The 15,608-nt window shown below is 57.1% G+C and carries 14 protein-coding genes; all 14 read right to left on the reverse strand.

Going from position 1 to position 15,608, the window contains the following annotated elements:
* Positions 1 to 69: 69 nt before the first annotated feature.
* Entirely contained in the window at positions 70 to 2,259 is a 2,190-nt protein-coding gene (locus tag INR77_RS13930; RefSeq protein WP_223071620.1) for a methyl-accepting chemotaxis protein, read from the reverse strand.
* An 87-nt stretch (positions 2,260 to 2,346) separates the two neighbouring features.
* Complete coding sequence (locus INR77_RS13935; RefSeq protein WP_223071621.1) at positions 2,347 to 2,829, reverse strand: chemotaxis protein CheW; 483 nt, start codon at positions 2,827 to 2,829, stop codon at positions 2,347 to 2,349.
* Positions 2,826 to 3,368, reverse strand: coding sequence for a chemotaxis protein CheW (locus tag INR77_RS13940; RefSeq protein WP_223071622.1), 543 nt, complete (start codon positions 3,366 to 3,368; stop codon positions 2,826 to 2,828). The genes INR77_RS13935 and INR77_RS13940 overlap by 4 nt, the downstream gene beginning before the upstream one ends.
* Before the next feature lie 5 nt (positions 3,369 to 3,373).
* Positions 3,374 to 5,389, reverse strand: a complete 2,016-nt coding sequence (locus INR77_RS13945; protein WP_223071623.1) for a chemotaxis protein CheA — start codon at positions 5,387 to 5,389, stop codon at positions 3,374 to 3,376.
* Complete coding sequence (locus tag INR77_RS13950) at positions 5,386 to 5,751, reverse strand: response regulator (protein WP_223071624.1); 366 nt, start codon at positions 5,749 to 5,751, stop codon at positions 5,386 to 5,388. Before INR77_RS13950 ends, INR77_RS13945 begins: the two co-directional genes overlap by 4 nt.
* Positions 5,748 to 6,053: an STAS domain-containing protein gene (locus INR77_RS13955; RefSeq protein WP_223071625.1), complete on the reverse strand. Its 306-nt coding sequence runs from the start codon at positions 6,051 to 6,053 to the stop codon at positions 5,748 to 5,750. The genes INR77_RS13950 and INR77_RS13955 overlap by 4 nt, the downstream gene beginning before the upstream one ends.
* 269 nt (positions 6,054 to 6,322) lie before the next feature.
* Entirely contained in the window at positions 6,323 to 8,137 is a 1,815-nt protein-coding gene (locus tag INR77_RS13960; RefSeq protein ID WP_223071626.1) for a CAP domain-containing protein, read from the reverse strand.
* A gap of 146 nt (positions 8,138 to 8,283) precedes the next feature.
* Entirely contained in the window at positions 8,284 to 10,017 is a 1,734-nt protein-coding gene (locus tag INR77_RS13965) for an ABC transporter substrate-binding protein (RefSeq protein WP_223071627.1), read from the reverse strand.
* A 37-nt stretch (positions 10,018 to 10,054) separates the two neighbouring features.
* Positions 10,055 to 10,327 carry a DUF2160 domain-containing protein gene (locus INR77_RS13970; RefSeq protein WP_223071628.1) on the reverse strand — a complete coding sequence of 91 codons (273 nt, stop codon included), beginning with the start codon at positions 10,325 to 10,327 and terminating at the stop codon, positions 10,055 to 10,057.
* Position 10,328: 1 nt separating this feature from the next.
* Positions 10,329 to 11,135, reverse strand: a complete 807-nt coding sequence (locus INR77_RS13975) for a carbohydrate ABC transporter permease (RefSeq protein WP_223071629.1) — start codon at positions 11,133 to 11,135, stop codon at positions 10,329 to 10,331.
* Positions 11,132 to 12,007: a carbohydrate ABC transporter permease gene (locus INR77_RS13980; protein ID WP_223071630.1), complete on the reverse strand. Its 876-nt coding sequence runs from the start codon at positions 12,005 to 12,007 to the stop codon at positions 11,132 to 11,134. Before INR77_RS13980 ends, INR77_RS13975 begins: the two co-directional genes overlap by 4 nt.
* Positions 12,007 to 13,077, reverse strand: coding sequence for an ABC transporter ATP-binding protein (locus tag INR77_RS13985; RefSeq protein ID WP_223071631.1), 1,071 nt, complete (start codon positions 13,075 to 13,077; stop codon positions 12,007 to 12,009). The genes INR77_RS13980 and INR77_RS13985 overlap by 1 nt, the downstream gene beginning before the upstream one ends.
* Positions 13,058 to 14,131 (reverse strand): ABC transporter ATP-binding protein, encoded by a 1,074-nt coding sequence (locus tag INR77_RS13990; protein WP_223071632.1) that lies wholly within the window; start codon positions 14,129 to 14,131, stop codon positions 13,058 to 13,060. Before INR77_RS13990 ends, INR77_RS13985 begins: the two co-directional genes overlap by 20 nt.
* Complete coding sequence (locus tag INR77_RS13995; RefSeq protein WP_223071633.1) at positions 14,128 to 15,600, reverse strand: SLC5 family protein; 1,473 nt, start codon at positions 15,598 to 15,600, stop codon at positions 14,128 to 14,130. Before INR77_RS13995 ends, INR77_RS13990 begins: the two co-directional genes overlap by 4 nt.
* Between the last annotated feature and the right edge of the window lie 8 nt (positions 15,601 to 15,608).

Raw genomic sequence — 15,608 nt, forward strand, 5'->3', positions numbered from 1 at the left:
TGTCAATGAGGCCCCGGTCTTCCGGACCGCCGCAAAGCGATCCGGAAGTGATCGGGTGTCTCGCTGGAACTAAGCTGCGCGTCCGAAATCGAAATCTTCGAAGTCGTCCCCGCCTGTCGTCATGTCGAGCGCAAAGCCCGCCGCTCGCTCTTGCTGTTCTGCGACAGAGTTCGTGCTCGGAACGCTTTTGCGAGCGGGTGCGGATGGCCGAGCTTCCGCCTTTTTAGCCCTGCCCTTTGTCGCCGGAGCAGAAGACTGGCGCGTGAGGCCGTCGAGCTGGAAGAAAGCAATAGAGCCTTGCAGTTCTTCTGCTTGCGATGCCAGCTCTTCTGATGTGGTCGAGATCGTCTCTGAAGCACCAGCGTTCTGCTGAATGACTTTATCCAGCTGCTGAATGGCTTCGTTGATCTGCGCGGCACCGATGTCCTGTTCGCGGCAAGCGGCGCTGATTTCGGTTACCAGTTCGGCTGTGCGGTGAATGTCCGGCACAAGCTTGGTCAACATCTCACCAGCTTCGGCGGCGGCTGTCAGCGTATCGGTGGAAACGGCGCTGATCTCGGCAGCAGATGCCTGACTGCGTTCAGCAAGCTTGCGCACCTCAGATGCCACGACCGCAAACCCTTTTCCGTGTTCACCTGCGCGGGCAGCCTCAACTGCGGCGTTCAAGGCGAGCAGATCAGTCTGGCGTGCAATCTCCTGCACGATCCCGATCTTGTCAGCGATTGTGCTCATTGCAGCAACAGCCTTCTCGACAGCGACACCTGACAATTCTGCATCACGCGAGGATTGGCGAGCGATCTGTTCGGTTTGCGCAGCGTTATCGGCATTCTGTTTGATGTTGGCAGCCATCTGTTCCATCGACGCAGATGCTTCTTCAGCCGAGGCGGCCTGTTCCGTCGCACCTTCAGATAACTCTTCAGAACTGATGGCGAGCTGATTGCTTCCTTGTGCGACATTGGCGGAGGCATTGCTGACATTGGTGGCGAAGTTGCGCAGATTGTCGATCAATGAGTTGATCGCATCCCTCATCTTCTGATGATCGCCTTGACAGTCGATCTCGACTTTTTCTTTCAGATTGCCGTTACTCGCGAGCGTCAGCACCCGGTTGCCTTCGGCAATCGGATCAATAATGGCATCAAGCATCCCGTTGATGCCACGCACCAGCTCCGCAAAATCACCCACGAAACGCTTGTCATTTCCGCGCTCCGACAAACGGCCTTCAGTGGAAGAAGCGATCAAGGACTGGATTTCCGCAGTGATCTCACGCAGGTTTTTGCGCAAGGTTTCGATCGTGTCGTTGATGAACGCCTTCTTGCCGGGGAATTGCTCAAGCGGTGCGTCAAAATTACCTTCGCCGAATTCTTTGACGCAGGCCATCGCCTTCTTTTTCACATCGATGTGGGCTGCGACCATGTCATTCACGCCGCGCGCCACGACGTTGAAGTCGCCTTTGAATTTGTCGGCATTGAGGATGACGTCGATATCGCCCTTATCGTGTTCGGCGGCCATGTGGTTCATCTCGTGGATGAGGCCCTGCAGGTTGCCACGAAGCGTCTCGATGATCTCGTTGATGAAGGCTTTCTTGCCCGGAAGCTGTTCCATCTTCGCTTCGAAATTGCCTTCGCCAAATTCTTTGACGCAGGCCATGGCCTTTTTCTTCACGTCAATGTGGGCTGCGACCATGTCATTCACGCCGCGCGCCACGACGTTGAAATCACCTTTGAACTTGTCGGCATTGACAGTGACGTCGATATCACCCTTTTCGTGTTCAGCGGCCATGTGATTCATCTCGTCGATGAGCCCTTTCACATTGCCACGCAAGGTTTCAATCGTGTCGTTGATGAAGGCTTTCTTGCCGGGCAACTGTTCCATCGGCGCATCGAAATTGCCGACCGAGAATTCCTTCACACAGGCCATCGCCTGTTTTTTGACAGAAATATGCGCGTTGACGAGATCGTTGATCCCCGTCGCCATCTCGGCATATTTTCCGCGGAACTGGCCTGTGGGAATGACCACATCAATATCGCCGCGATCATGTTCGTCAGCCATATGTTTCATAGCGTGATCAAGCGCGCCGACGGGCGACAGAGCGCTGTCGATCAGGCGGTTGATGGCTTCCAGGATTTCTCCACCCTCGCCTTGGGCAGCTGACGTGTCGCACCGCCGCGCAATGTCGCCGGCAGCGAGTGCGGTTTCGGCGCGGGCAATCTCTGAGAGCACCTGCTGGGTGTCCACATTGGCAAAGAGGTTCAGCGGCATATTTCAGTTCCTCCAGTGTTCGTCGGAGCAAAGTTGCCGCCGACAATGTTTGTTAAACAGTGCGTCAAATTCAGATCGCAAAGACAGTCAGGCCGCCCAGTCGAAACCGGCGAGCATCGAAGTTCCTTCATTGGTGAAAATTCGCACGACATCGATGATCAGCACGAAGCCGTCATCACGTCGAAGAACAGCGGTGATATAATCGCTGTCCCACTGCACGCCGATGTCAGGTGCCTTTTCTAGCTTGGCGGTTTCAAAGCTGCTGACGGACAGAACCTTGTCGATCACCACGCCCAGTGTGAGCACGCGGTCTTCAAGCTCGACATCCAGGATCAGGATGCGCGTGGCCAGCGTGGGCTCAACTGATGGCAAGCCGAGGCGGCGCCTGAAATCGACCGTGGGCACCCCTTGTCCGCGCACGTCGGTCAGACCAAGGAAATGGGACGGACCATTGGGTACGTGGCTGGGCGGCGCATAGTCGAGGATTTCGCGCACCATTTTTACCGGAACCGCGAATACTTCATCGGCAAGGCCAAATTCGACCACCTGGACTTCGGTTTCGTCGTTCAATTCAAACCTCCCTTTGCCCGGATTGCGCCGGAAGCGCGTTTGACGCTTTCAAAAATGGCATTGAGATCCGGCAGCACGACCACGCCTTCATTGGTGCGAACGAACTCGCGCACATAATGGCGCGGCCATCGCAGACCGAGCACCGGTGGCTCGGATGAATTGCTGCGCGACAAGGTAGTAACCTCGTGAACCTTGTCAGTGCGCAGGCCGACATGGGTTGCTTCGCCCGCACTTTCGATCTCGATCACCACGATGCGGCTATCGACCGTTGGGGGATCGAGCGGCATCCCGAAGGCGATCCTCAGATCTGCGAGGGGAATAATCTTACCGCGAAAGTTGATGACACTTGGAACCAATGAAGGGGCACCGGGCACGCGTGTTTCCGGCAAGAGATCAAGGATTTCCCGGATCATAACAGCTTCGACCGCGAGACATTCTTCACCGATGTTAAAGGTGAGCACTTCGAGCTGGTCGTCGGCGTCCCAATTGGACCGGTTTGCAACCGCAGGTTCGACAAGAGCAATAGAAGTCTGGTTCATGACACTTACCCGGCAGCGCGAAGCCGCTCCTCCTCTTCCTCATGCTGTCCAAGAGCCACGAGCTGAACAACGTCGAGGATCAAAGCCACGCTTCCGTCACCAAGGATCGTCGCTCCGGAAAAGCTGCTGATGTCACGGTGCATGGCCGACATGGATTTGATCACAGTCTGGTGGTTTCCGATGATCTGATCGACGACCAGACCGACCCGCTGTCCGCCAGTGGAAATGACTACGATTTTCTGAAAGCGGTCGGGTTCGGTGCCCGTATTGAACAATTCACGCAGACGCAGGAACGGGACGAGATTATCGCGCAACTGAACCATGGAGCGACCGCGGGTCCGCAGGTCTTCATCCGCGCCCAGTTCAATACATTCCTCGACCGCGCTCAGCGGGATAACGAACTTGCTCGTGCCCACCTGCACAAGCAGGCCTTCGATGATGGCTAGGGTCAGCGGGATGTGAAGTGTGAATGTCGTTCCACTTCCCACTTCGCTGACCACGTCGATGGTGCCGCCGAGCGCATCAATGGTGCGCTTGACCACATCCATTCCGACACCGCGCCCCGAAAGATTGGTCACAGTCTCGGCGGTAGAAAATCCGGGTTCGAAAATCAGTTCAAGCGTTTCGGTGTCGCTCAACACATCGCCCGGGCTGATAATCCCGTTGGCTTCAGCCTTGGCCCGAAGCTTTTCGCGATCCATGCCGTCGCCGTCATCGCGGATGGTGATGATCACCTCTCCGCCTGCCTGTTCTGCCGACAGATAGACACTGCCGTGCGATGGTTTACCCGCCGCAGCGCGCTGATCTGCGGTTCCAATGCCGTGGTCACAGGAATTGCGAATAAGGTGAACAATCGGGTCTGCCAGGCGCTCTGATACCGTCTTGTCGATTTCGGTGCTTTCACCCGAAGTGTGCAATTGGATGTCTTTGCCGGTTTCGGTTGCAAGGTCGTGGACCAAGCGACGGAAACGGCCGAACAGTGTCCCGACCGGCACCATCCGCAAGATCATCATGCTATCGCGCAGTTCGCTGGCGAGGCGTTCGACTTCTTCTGAAACGGCGCGCAGTGCAAGCTCTTCAGACGGGCCAGTGATGCCTGTCTCTGCAAGTTGGGCGAGGCGACTTTTCGCAATCACAAGCTCACCGACGCGGTCCATGAGGACATCAAGACGTTCCGCCGGAACACGCACGGTTTCAACCGTCGGGCGCGCCGCCTTTACCGCATTGCGATCATTTGCAGGGTCGCGAGCAACCTTGGCAGCAACCTCTTGCGCTTCGTTATTTTGGTCGACGTTTCCGGTTTCCGGGCGATCAAGCGGCTCAATCGCGATTTCCATGTCATCCATCACGAAGATGAACACATCCTCGACATCAGCCTCGCTCACCTCGCCGCGCAATTCGACTGTCCAGCCGATGTGGCATTGCACCGGGTCAAGGTCATCAAGCGCGGGAACATGGTCGCAATTGGCGACGACCTTTGCATCGCCCAGCTCACGAAGCTCATCGAGCAAGAGCAGAGGATTGGTGCCATTGACCATTGCCTCTGGCGGAAGACTGAATGTGATGCGCCATCCGCCAGCGCGGAGCTCGCTCGTGTCGTCAGGCGCAGTGTCGCCCCCGTCCGAGGCGACTGTTGCGGCATCGCTCGACCCGATAGCAGCCTCAAGCTTGGCGAGAATTTCCCCGTCCTGTTCCTCAAGGCCAGAACCATCGCTATCGACGAGCAAACGCATATGGTCCATCGCAAGAAGGACGACCGAGACAAGTTCGCCAGTCGCTTTCACCTGGCCCTTGCGTACGCGGTCGAATGCCGTTTCCAAATGGTGGGTGAAGCCTGCCAAGGCGTCGAAGCCAAACATCGCGCCCGACCCTTTGAGGGTGTGCATCCCGCGAAAAACCTTGTCGATCAATGCGCGGCTATCGAGTTGATCCGTCAGATCAAGGAGCGCCTGTTCAACCTCTTCGAACAGGTCTTGCGCCTCGACACGGAAAGCCGCGCCCGGATCCTGTGCCTCGCTCACGCGCCTAACACCTTCCGCGCAACCTTGACCAATTGATCAGGGACGAATGGCTTGACGAGCCAGCCGGTTGCACCCGCTTCCTTGGCTTGAGATTTAAGTGCAGGATCACTTTCAGTGGTCAGGAATATAATCGGTGTACCAGCCTGAATGGGCAGCTTGCGGATCTCGCGGATCATTTCCAGGCCATTCATATTCGGCATATTCAGATCGGTGATGATCATGTCGAACTTGCTGGCACTAGCCGCAGCAAGGCCCTCTTTGCCGTCAGCAGCCTCAGTCACGCCATGCCCTTCGCCGGATAAAGCCATGCGGATCGCCATGCGGATCGAGGCACTGTCGTCTACAGTGAGCACCGAAGTCATTGTTCGTGATCTCCCGGGAACCAAAATGTCAAAAAGTCTGAGTCCGCTTCGCTCAGGAAGCCGCCTCTTTCGAGAAGTGTGGACACCGCAGGATTGGCCGACGCTGTAAGGCTCAGTGATTTGTCACGCTCGCTTGCGTACTTGCGCGCAGATTCGACCAACTGGACAAAACACAGGTCCACCTCCGACAGTTCAGAGACGTCGAGTTCAATCTCACTATCGGACGCAATTGCATCGAGCAGGCTGATGCGGACTTGCTCGGCATTTCCGATTGTCGCGACTGGTCCGATGCTGATCTGCACGCTCTTTGTCCTCACACCTACGAGAGTTGGCGTAGATAGAGGCTGGCTGTACTTATCCGCTTACTTGTGCCCTCGGTTCGTTCCCTTAGGCAATGGAAACCACTTTCTTGACCGAGGCGCTAACGGTCTGATTTTCCAAAAGACAATTGGGTGCGGATATTCTGTCCACCGCTGTCTGCGGCAATCAGATGACGCAGGGCAGCGATGAACGCGCGAAGGTCGCCAGCGACACCAAGATGTACAAAAGAGCTTGGCGGCCAGACCTTCGTCTAGCCGAAAAATTCGTGCGGCAGTGTGTCCATGAAATGCACCATCGCGCTGGTTTCGGCGTTGTAGGCAGTCACCGGAGTGTTACCATCACTCTGCCCGCTGGCACCACCGCCAAACCAATCGCCAAAGGTTTCCTCGCCATATCCGTTCGCCGTGAGGTAATCGCGCACGCCTTGTTCATCCTGATAGTTGGCATAGCGGATGTTGCCATCAGCGTGCATCAGCGCGCGCAAATATGCGGTGCCGTCGGTAAGCGCGAAGTACACTTCCCAAATGCCATCGCCATCATAATCGTCAGAGCCAAGGACGCGGTTGATGTTCTCGATCTGGAGATCGTTCTGAAAACGGCGTTGGCTATCATTCGGGCCACCGGCCACCACATCGCCCGATTGCACCAGCGGGTCGATATAGATGCCGGCAACACGCGTTTCGCCGCCCCATGAATTGTCGTTGAAATAGACGAGCCCATCCAGAGCCGTGCCAACCGTTGCAAAACGTCCGATGGCATCATTGACGAGGATTTGATCGACATCACCATCGCCGTTCACATCGGTCGCGCCAATGCGCAGCCACGCGCCATTTCCGCCCAGCGCATTGCCGTCAAAATCAAGGATGTTGTCCATCGCCGACTGATAGACGCTTGTATCTGTCGTATCGAAATTCACGCTCACCCCGGTGCCTCGAAGGAGGCGCACGGTCTGATCGTCAAATTCCAGAAATTCGATATTGGTGAGCGTGTCGGTTCCATTGGCGCCTGACACTTCGAACACGCCAAGCGCAGTTTGCGTGACAGAAAAGTTCGAAGCGTTGCCGTCAAAGCGCGCTGTATCGACGCCGCTGCCGCCATCGAAACTGTCATCGCCATTGTGGCCCTGAAACCACTGCGCGCCTTCGCCCGATGAAATCGTGAGACCTGCAAGCGAAATGACGACAATGTTGGTAAAGCCTTCAACGTGGCCCGATGCAGACAAACGCAAGGTGTCGCCGTTCACCACGTCCGCTTTTACATTTTCGGTCACATTGGTGAGCGTTAAAGATGCAGCCTGATTGGTCGCGGCTCCGCCAAAGCTCACCTCAACATTGGAGGTTTGCGAAAGCTCGATGTTGTATCCGCCTGCCGACCCGCTCGAAAATTGCTGACCGCCAACGCTGACATTGAGCGTCCCTAACCCTTCGCCCGGTGTGTAGAACTTGTCCTGATCGCTGTCTGTGTAGGCAACACCCAGAAGGAACACCTTACCACGCGTTCCAAAATTTTGGGTGACTACCAGCGGGCCTACCTGAGTGTTGGGGTCGGTTTCTGCGGTCACCCCAATGCCGATCTCGGAATAGTTGGGGTTCATGATCGCAATGCGGTGCCCGGCAGGGTTTTGGATACCATTGGGCTCGAAGCCCCAATCGACCATAAAGCCTGCGTGCCCGTACATGATGTCCTGCGTGAAAGCGAAGACGTTTTCGGCCACCGTGAACCAGCCGGTATATCCTGCCGCCGTAATCCGGTCGCCAAGCCCCGCTTCACCGGGCAAACGGTGGCTTTGTTCATCGGCTGCGATCATTTCGCCATTGTGCGTGCGCGCAGCCAGCGCGAGATTGTCGTTCCATGCAACAGGGGCGGTGGGCACGAGCGCTTCGAACCCGGCAAGAAGGTCGTCTGCGTCAACACCGAAAAAATCGAGCGCGGACTGAATGTTCGAAAACTTCGCGGTCAGGGGATCGTAAGACGCGATATAACGCGCCGCATTGCCCATCGGGTCAAGCCGCGTTTCGTTGATCAACTCAAGGTTGTATTGCTCAAGATCGGTTGCTGTCGACATGGACACACCTTCCCCCAAGGATGATTATCAGCGGGTAGAAAACTATCGTTAACTCGCTTTATGCCACCTGAATGGGGCAAAGGCGTGACTATCGCGCTAAGCAGACCCCGCCAAAGGCGTCGGGGTAAACCACCAAAGATTGCGCCCTACTTCCATGTTTCGATAAGAGCATCATAGCTGATCGTGATCGGCTCTGGATCTTCATTGGCAAGCTTGGGCTTGGGTGAACCTGGTTGGCTGAGCCAATAGTCGGCGCTGCGCTCTTCGTTGAGCTTGGGCCCAAGATCGCCTTGCAGGCCGGACCGCTCCAGCCGTTCAAGCACACGTTCCTGCTGCTCACACAGCGCATCAAGCGCGGCTTGCGGGGTCTTGGTGCCCGAGGAAGCATCACCGATATTCTGCCACCACAGCTGCGCGAGGCGCGGGTAGTCGGGCACGTTCGTTCCAGTGGGCGACCACCGCACCCGATCTGGCGAACGGTAGAATTCGATCAGACCACCCAGCTTTGGCGCACGCTCGGTAAAGCTGTCGTGCTCAATAGTGCTTTCGCGGATGAAGGTGAGGCCTACGTGCGCCTTTTTCACGTCCACTGTCTTGGAGGTGACAAACTGCGCGTAGAGCCATGCAGCCTTTGCGCGGTCCGTAGGTGTCGACTTCATCAGCGTCCAGGCCCCTGCATCCTGATAGCCGACCTTCATCCCCTCTTCCCAATAGGCCCCATGCGGGCTTGGCGCCATGCGCCAGCGCGGGGTGCCATCGTCGTAAAGCACTGCCGAGGCCTCTTCGCCCACCATGTTGGCGGTAAACGTCGTGTACCAGAACAATTGCTGAGCAATCGCGCCTTGTGCGGGCACGGGGCCAGCCTCGGAAAAGGTCATGCCAGCCGCAGATGGCGGCGAATATTCATTCAGCCATTTAGAGTATTTTTCCAAAGCATAAACGGCCGCAGGCGAATTGGTTGCCCCGCCCCTCGCCATGCAGGAGCCAACGGGCTGCGACTTTTCATTGACGCGAATACCCCATTCATCGACGGGCAAGCCATTGGGCTCACCCACAGAGCCCATCCCCGCCATCGACATCCACGCATCGGTAAAGCGCCAGCCCAATGAGGGGGCTTTCTTGCCGTAGTCCATCGAACCGTAAACGGTCTGGCCGTCGATCTCGCGCCCGGTGAAGAATTCGGCGATGTCTTCGTAAGCCGACCAATTGACCGGAACGCCAAGGTCATAGCCATATTCCGCCTTGAAATCGGCCATGATCGCTGGATCGGTGAACCAGTCGTAGCGGAACCAATAGAGGTTCGCGAACTGCTGGTCAGGGAGTTGGTAGAGCTTGCCATCGGGGCCAGTGGTGAAGTCGGTGCCGATGAAATCAGGCAGGTCGAGCGTCGGGCTGGTCACATCGGCGCCCTCGCCCGCCATCCAATCGGTGAGATTGCGCACCTGTTGGTAGCGCCAGTGGGTGCCGATGAGGTCTGAGTCGTTCACATAAGCGTCGTAGATATTCTCATCGGATTGCATCTGTGTTTGCAGTTTTTCGACCACATCGCCCTCACCGATCAAGTCATGCGTCACCTTGATCCCGGTGATGGCGGAGAAAGCGGGCGCGAGGACTTTGCTCTCATATTCGTGGGTGGCGATGGTTTCGGAAACGACCGAGATTTCCATGCCCTGAAACGGGGTCGCGGCATCCATAAACCACTGGAGCTCGGCCTCCTGCTCTTCGCGGGTGAGCGCGGACATATCGCCGATTTCATTGTCGAGAAAGGTGCTTGCGGCGGCTTTGCGCTCTTCTTCGCTGAGGACCACAAAATCGGATGCAGCCTCATCCGAACACGCTGCCACAACAAGGCTCGCGGCGAGCACAATCGCAATTCTCATTTCTCTCTTCCCGTCTCTCAAGATTTTGTATGCGCTGTCATACCCAGCGGAAAACGCAAAAGGCAAACACTGCGCAAATTCCGAGCGCGAAATATTGCGGCAAATCGGTAAGGCCAATCCACGCCAGGTTTATAAAGGCGCTGCCCAGAAGCGTCAGAAACAGCCGATCACCGCGCGCAGTTTCAATGCCAAGGACGCCAATGCGAGGCGTGCTGGGGCGCTTTATTGCAAGCACGCTCATGGCCGCGAGGGCCGCCGCGATGCTCACGAAAAAGAGCGCGGTTGGCAGGGTCCAAGCCATCCAGTCCATTCTAGACTCTCCCCAGGGCAAAGCCCTTGGCGATGTAGCCTCGGACGAAATAGATCACGATCGCGCCCGGAATGATGGTGAGCACGCCCGCCGCCGCGAGCACCCCCCAATCAAGGCCAGAGGCCGACACTGTGCGGGTCATGATCGCGGTGATGGGCTTTGCGTCGACGCTTGTGAGGGTACGGCTCAAGAGCAGCTCGACCCAGCTGAACATAAAGCAGAAAAACGCCGCCACCCCGATGCCGGGCGCGATCATCGGCACGAAGATGCGCGTAAAGAAGCGCGGGAAACTGTAGCCGTCAATGAACGCTGTCTCGTCAATCTCGCGCGGCACGCCTCGCATGAAGCCTTCCAAAATCCAGACGGCAAGCGGCACGTTGAACAGGCAATGCGCCAGCGCCACCGCGATATGTGTGTCGAACAGATTGACGCTCGAATATAGCTGGAAAAACGGCAGTGCGAACACCGCCGGCGGGGCCATGCGATTGGTGAGCAGCCAGAAGAACAGATGGTTGTCGCCAAGGAAGCTGTAGCGGCTGAACGCGTAGGCGGCAGGCAGCGCGACAGCCAACGAAATCACGGTGTTCATCGTCACATAGATGAAGCTGTTCACATAGCCCATGTACCATGAGGGATCGGTGAGGATCACCTCGTAATTGGCAAGCGTAAAGTCAGCTGGAAAGAGCGTGAAGGCACCCAAAATCTCGGCATTGGACTTAAAGCTCATAATGACGAGCCAGTAGATCGGCACCAGCAGAAACAGCAGATAGGCCGCCATGATCACACCGGAAAAACGGGGGAACTTCATGCGGCTTGCTCCTCTTTGTCGGACGCGATCATCACTGTGTAGAACACATAGGAGATGAGCAGGATCACGAGGAAATACATGAGCGAAAAGGCTGCGGCTGGCCCCAAGTCAAACTGCCCCAGCGCCATTTTTACAAGGTCAATCGACAGGAAAGTCGTCGCATTGCCCGGCCCGCCTCCGGTTAGCACGAAGGGCTCGGTGTAGATCATAAAGCTGTCCATAAAGCGCAGCAGCACCGCAATGATTAGCACCCCGCGCATCTTGGGCAGTTCGATATACCGGAACACGCTCCAACGGCTCGCTTGGTCGATCTTGGCGGCTTGGTAATAGGCATCGGGGATCGAGCGCAGGCCCGCATAGGCGAGCAGCGCCACAAGCGAGGTCCAGTGCCACACGTCCATGACGATTACGATGGCCCAGGCGTCAAACGCGTTTTGCGCGTAATTGAACGAGATACCAAGGTCCGCGAGAACCTTACCAAGAAGGCCAATGTCAGAGCGGCCAAAGACCTGCCAAATCGTGCCCACGACGTTGTATGGGATGAGCAAAGGCAGAGCCATGAGGACGAGGCAGGCGCTCGCGAGCCACCCCTTCTTGGGCATACAAAGCGCGACCAATATGCCGAGCGGTATCTCGATCAACAGGATGATTGTGGAGAACAATATCTGACGGCCCAGCGCGTCCCACAGGCGTTCTGAGCGCAGCAGCTCGCGGTACCATTCAAGGCCCACCCAGAAGAACTCATTGCCGCCAAAACTGTCCTGAAACGAGTAGTTTACCACTGTCATCATCGGGATGATCGAGGAAAAGGCAACGAGTATCAGAACGGGTAGAACGAGGAACCAGGCGCGGTTGTTACGGGTCTTTTCCATCAGTTCGGCTCCACTCGCCAGTCGTTGCGAAAGACGCTTACCTTGTTCGCATCAAACGCGAGTTTGGTCATGTCGGCTTCGATTGCGGTGCTTGCATCGAGGATGAGATTGACCTCGGTGCCCAGCACGTTCGCGTTGACGAATTTCTGGCGGCCTGCGTCCTGAACGCGGTTGATTTGGACAGGCAATCCCTCGCCCTTAGTCAACCTCATGTTCTCAGGCCGGACGCCAAGAGTGATCTTGCCGCTCGGCGCGCCATAATCAGCGCCAAGCGCGATGGTTTCGCCGTCCATTCGCGCCTCGTTCCCTTCGATCCTCACGGACAGGAAATTCATCCCCGGTGAACCGATGAAATAGCCGACAAAAGCGTGCGCGGGCCGCTCAAACAGGTCGCGCGGTGTGCCGATCTGAAGGATGCGGCCCTTGTCCATCACCACCACCTTCTCGGCAAAGGTGAGCGCTTCGGTCTGGTCGTGGGTGACGTAGATCATCGTGTGCCCGAACTCGCGGTGGAGGGACTTCAATTGCGTGCGCAGCTCCCACTTCAAATGCGGGTCGATGACGGTGAGCGGCTCGTCAAACAGGATCGCGTTCACATCGTCGCGCACCATGCCGCGGCCCAGTGAAATCTTCTGCTTGAGGTCAGCGGTAAGCCCGCGCGCTTTCTTGCCCATGTGCGCTTCAAGCCCGATCATCGCTGCGATCTGGTCGACCCGCTCCCGAACCTGCGCCTTGTCAGCGCCGCGATTTCGCAAGGGAAACGCGAGGTTTTCCGCCACCGTCATCGTGTCGTAAACCACCGGGAACTGGAAAACCTGAGCGATATTGCGCTCGGCAGTCGGGGCGTTTGTCACGTCCCTGTCGCCGAACATAATGCGCCCGCGCGATGGCTGCAAAAGGCCCGACATGATGTTGAGCAACGTCGTCTTGCCGCATCCACTCGGCCCCAGCAGCGCATAGGCGTGGCCGTCCTCCCATTGGTGGTTCACTTCCTTAAGCGCGTAATCGTCCTCGGACTGTGGCGCAGGCGAGTAGGAGTGCGCGAGGTTCTCAAGCGTGATCGATGCCATGCCTACCCCCTACCCGCGCGCCGGACTGGTCGAAGACAAACAGATCCTTCGTGCGCACACTGACTTTGAGCGATTGTCCAGCCACAAAATCCTGCAAACCGTGGAGCAAAAGCGTCCAGCGCTCGCCAGCCGCTTCGAGGTGGACGTAGGTTTCGGAACCCGTGAGCTCAGTCACGGTGACTGCCGCGTCGAACGTCACGCTGTCGCCGCCCTCATCGCCGATGCGCAGATCATGGGCGCGAAAGCCGACGCGATACTCACCTTCGGGCAGCTCAATCGCAGACGTCACCCCATTGGGAAAGGTAACGCCAGACCCGGTACTTTTGACGCTGACAAAATTCATCGGCGGATCGGAATACACGCGCGCACTGCGTTCATCGACCGGGCTGCGATACACCCTAGTCGAAGGACCAAATTGCGTCACCTGCCCCTCCCAAAGCGTCGCCGTGTTCCCGCCCAGAAGCAGCGCTTCCTCAGGCTCGGTTGTCGCATAGACAAAGATCGCACCCGACGCTGCGAACAGGCGCGGGATCTCGATCCGCAGCTCCTCGCGCAGCTTATAGTCGAGGTTCGCAAGCGGCTCATCCATGAAGACCAGCCCCACATCCTTGACCAAAGCGCGGGCGATGGCGCAGCGTTGTTGCTGCCCCCCGGAAATCTCCGATGGCTTGCGGTCCAGCAGGTCGGTGAGCTTTAGAAGTTCGGCCATTTCGCCGACCTTCGCCTTGATCTCGTTCGCGGATTTCCCCTGCAATTTCAGCGGCGAGGCGATGTTGTCGTAAACCCTCATCGAGGGGTAGTTGACGAATTGCTGGTAAACCATGGCAACGCCGCGATCCTGCACGCGCACTCCGGTCACGTCTTTGCCCTCCCAGTAAACCGCGCCCGTATCAGGCCGATCAAGCCCCGCCATCAAACGCATAAGCGATGTCTTGCCCGAAAGCGTTGGCCCTAAAAGGACGTTCATCGAACCCTTTTGAAGCTCAAGATCGGTGGGGTAAATATGGGTGTCGCCTGATACGACCTTCGACACCCCTTCAAGCCGAAGCGTCATGAAAGCGCCTCCGGGGCCGCTTGTTCGCGGTGGCGCAAGCTGAGTTGAGCGCGCTGCCCGAAGACTATCAGATTCGCCAAGAGCGACACGGCTACGCACAAGATGAGCGTTACCGCCATGCCGTGGATATAGTGCGCAGGCTGCCAGACCATCGACCAATAGCCGTAGAACACAACGCCAAAGACAACGCCAATCATCGCCGCCCTTGCCTCGACATTACGGAAAACCAAGCCGACGATAAAGGCGGACAGTATCGGCATGGAAAGCAGGCCATAGAGTTGCTGAACCGTGTTGATCAGGCTTTCCTGCACTGCCCAAAACGGCACAAGCGCGAGCGCCAGAACGCTCATCAACACTGACACAATCGCGCCCAGACGCGCGACGCTCTTAGGCTTTGCGATATAGCTTTCGTGCATATCGCACACGTACAGCGCGGCGCTCGCATTAAGGATCGAGTTGAACGAAGTGAGCGCGGCTGCGAACAAAGCGGCGGCAAAAGCGCCTGAGAGCCAGCTCGGCAACACCGCGCCCACGATCTGCCCATAAGCGCCATCGGAAGGGACGTCGCCAAACATCTTGTAAGCAACGATACCCGGCACCACGACGATCAGCGGCACGATCAGAAGACGGATCGCCGCAGCTGCCAGAACGCCCTTTTGCGCCTCCCATATGGTGGGCGATGCCATCGCACGTTGAGTGATCGTCTGATTGGTCGACCAGTAGAAGGTTTGGATGAAGATCATGCCGGTCAAAAGCGTGTGCCAGGGAATGTCCGACGCATCATCGCCGATAAGAGTCAGGCGTTCTGCTGGAATACCGCTGAAATCGTAGTCGATGGCTTGAAGGGCAAGGATCACGACCAACACCGCAAGGCTGAGGATTAGGACGCCTGAATAGGTGTCGGAAACCGCCACTGCTCTGAGCCCGCCAAAAATCGCATAAGCTGCGCCCACTACCGCAAGGATGATGGAGATCAGCATGATGTTCTCCAACCCGCCGTCGAGCCCGAGGAGCGAGAGGAAAAACCGCGAGCCACCGTACAAAATCGCTGGCAGGAATATGAACAGATTGCCCAGCAAAAACAGCAGCGAAATCAGCGCGCGGATATGCTTGTCGCTATATTTGCGCTGCAAGAGCTCGGTCGTGGTGGTGCAGTTGTTGCGATAATAGACCGGCAAAAACACGAAGGCGAGGATGAACAGCCCGACAACCGCTGCCAATTCCCACCACGCGACCAGCAACATCTGATTGCCATTCATCGAGACAAGTTGGTCGGTGGACAGGTTCGTCAGCGTGATCGAACCTGCCACGAAATACCAGGCCAGCCCGCCATTTGCGAGGAAGTAGTCGCGCTCCTGATCCTTTACGCCTCCCTCGACATTGGCGCGTTGTCCACGGCAATGGATGTAAGTGGCAAAAGCAATAAGCGCGGTGATGCCAAGGAACACCGCGACCTGAAGGCTGTCCATGAAAATCT

The sequence above is a fragment of the Erythrobacter sp. SCSIO 43205 genome (genome assembly GCF_019904235.1).
Taxonomy (GTDB): Bacteria; Pseudomonadota; Alphaproteobacteria; order Sphingomonadales; family Sphingomonadaceae; genus Erythrobacter.